Source organism: Cytobacillus sp. Bac17 (assembly GCF_024519925.1).
Lineage (GTDB): Bacteria > Bacillota > Bacilli > Bacillales > Cytobacillaceae > Cytobacillus > Cytobacillus pseudoceanisediminis.
Genome location: NZ_JALJRC010000072.1, coordinates 1 through 2,142, shown reverse-complemented (window position 1 = coordinate 2,142; position 2,142 = coordinate 1). Strand labels below are relative to the sequence as shown.

Here is a 2,142-nt window from a genome sequence, read left to right as displayed (position 1 = left end):
GACACGCGCTCACTGCTTAGCTTTTTATGTTGTCTACTTGACAGGGACAAGACCAATCGAGCAGTTTTTTTTCTTTATAAACTAACAGGGCATTTAGTTGAATAAGGACAACCCAATAATCCTTATTGTGATATCCATTCCCTCTCTAGACATGCTTAGAATATGGATAAAATTTAATATATTGTTTATGAGCCTGATTAGCTATAATAGCGGAGGGACGTGACAGCAAGGCAAACAAATATCAAAATAATATGAAAAAATGAGGAGTATATATGGTTGACGTTTTATGGACAATTTATTTGGGGTTGCTAGCGACAGCATCTCTCACTTTTTTAATAAGAGGACAATATAAGACAAAGCTTTCCAAAATAGATTTCGTCGTATCCATCATTACTTGGATTGGTCTTTTCGGATACGTAACGGAAACAGCTATCCTGAGTCCTACTGTCTGGAAGTTTGTATCCGTGGCAGCCTTTGTTTGGGATTTATCGTTCACGATGCTTCTAAAAGGTTATGAAGGGGAAGAACTCCTGGAGGAAATGCCGGTTGTGGTGAGGAGAATCTGGATGTTAGTTACATTTATTGTCATGGTCGGACCTCTGTACTACGGGTTGTTCAAATATGCTTTCGCGTGATGTCGAGTATTGGAAGAGGATACCGAGCAGATAAAAACCTCTCAGGGATTCTCTTATTGAAAATAGGTGCGTTGATCCATGAAGGATTAACGTCTTTTTTGTAGTTATTGAATAATACGGTGCAGGATAATTCAATAAATGAAAAAATAGCAAGAGTGATTAACGTAATGGTAGGAAGTGATGTAAATGTCGGTATTCATTCAATATAGTCATAAAAGTATAATTAACTCAATTAAGTATAGAGAGAAAGATTTCGCAGTTTTGAGTATTGGAGTTATGTTAAGAGATTTTGAAGGGTTTACTTATAACTTTATAAAAGGTACTTTCAAGTTTCCTTTATTCTTTGTTTTACCAACGGTGTTTATTGATGATGAAGAAACAGGAAAGATGGAACAGCTTCAAATCGAATATCATATTTATAAAAAAAGTAAGTGGGTGATTCTTAAAGTAGATTCTAATGCTCAATTAAAACTAATAACCGAATATTGTGAGTGGTTTGCTTGTAATGGTTTTGGCTCGTTTATGTTCCAAGGTGAAAACATCCTTTATGATGACTTATATCCAGATGTGCATTGGGATCATCCAACTGAGTTCCCTAATCTTAATTGGGATAAGGTAGCAGCGTTAATTGAAATACGTGAAGTTGGATACACCGTAATTACAAACGATAATAAAATCAATGGCACAATAAAATTGTTAAACCATATTCCTAAAGAGTACGAAATTGATTTAGAGATCAAGGTGCTTCAACCGAGAGCGGGGGCATTGACATAAGAACGATTGATGCCTTTCTATCTTGAATTTTCTCATTGTAGAAACGGGGCAGGCAATATTAAATCAAAAGGAAGTTCCGAATGGGGGAATCGTGATGAAAATAAATATTTGGAACCGAATAAGGCAAATGATTGCCAGTAGGGTGTATTACAGGCATCCCCTAATTTGGGAGACAGAAACAGATGGGTTTACATATGGTGAAATAACTGATCACTTTGATTTTGATGAAGAAGTAGGCTGTACGTTTGGTGATGGTTTTGTTCAAGCACCTAATGGTAGCAGGGCAGGTATTATATGGGAACTGGCTGAAAAGCCATATATATCTACGTGTATTGAAGCTGACAACGAGAGATGGGGAGTATACAATGTCGGGTTCGTTAGACCAATAAAAACAGTAGATGACTTAGTATACAATTTTAAAACCATATATCCATTGATAAAAGAAGTATATAACAATGCCAGAAAGTAACTACTTGATCTAAAGGGTGTAAGAGCTTAAGGACTGGCTGCTGTTTGCACAAAAGGGGCAGGATAGTTCAACAAGAGATTGGGGTAATTTGGTAAAATGAATTTAAAGGGGGGGAATACAATGAAAAAATTAAAATTTATTTCTATTTTAATTATAACTTTCTTAGTTCTTCTACTATCTGATGTGTATATCAACAAAAAAGACGTTGTTACCAAAGATGATAGTAAAGCTCGAGCCGATCGTATCGCATCTGCCCTAAATATT

At 35.8% G+C, this 2,142-nt stretch carries 3 protein-coding genes; all 3 read left to right on the top strand.

What is annotated here, in order from left to right; all coding sequences use genetic code 11:
- Positions 1-272: 272 nt before the first annotated feature.
- The 3 genes from NR125_RS29120 to NR125_RS29110 all read left to right on the top strand — a co-directional run bounded on the left by NR125_RS29120 (position 273) and on the right by NR125_RS29110 (position 1,878).
- Positions 273-635, top strand: a complete 363-nt coding sequence (locus tag NR125_RS29120; protein WP_256816841.1) for a hypothetical protein — start codon at positions 273-275, stop codon at positions 633-635.
- Positions 636-821: 186 nt separating this feature from the next.
- Positions 822-1,409, top strand: coding sequence for a hypothetical protein (locus tag NR125_RS29115; RefSeq protein WP_256816840.1), 588 nt, complete (start codon positions 822-824; stop codon positions 1,407-1,409).
- A 94-nt stretch (positions 1,410-1,503) separates the two neighbouring features.
- Positions 1,504-1,878: a hypothetical protein gene (locus NR125_RS29110; protein ID WP_019379504.1), complete on the top strand. Its 375-nt coding sequence runs from the start codon at positions 1,504-1,506 to the stop codon at positions 1,876-1,878.
- The last annotated feature ends 264 nt before the right edge of the window (positions 1,879-2,142 follow it).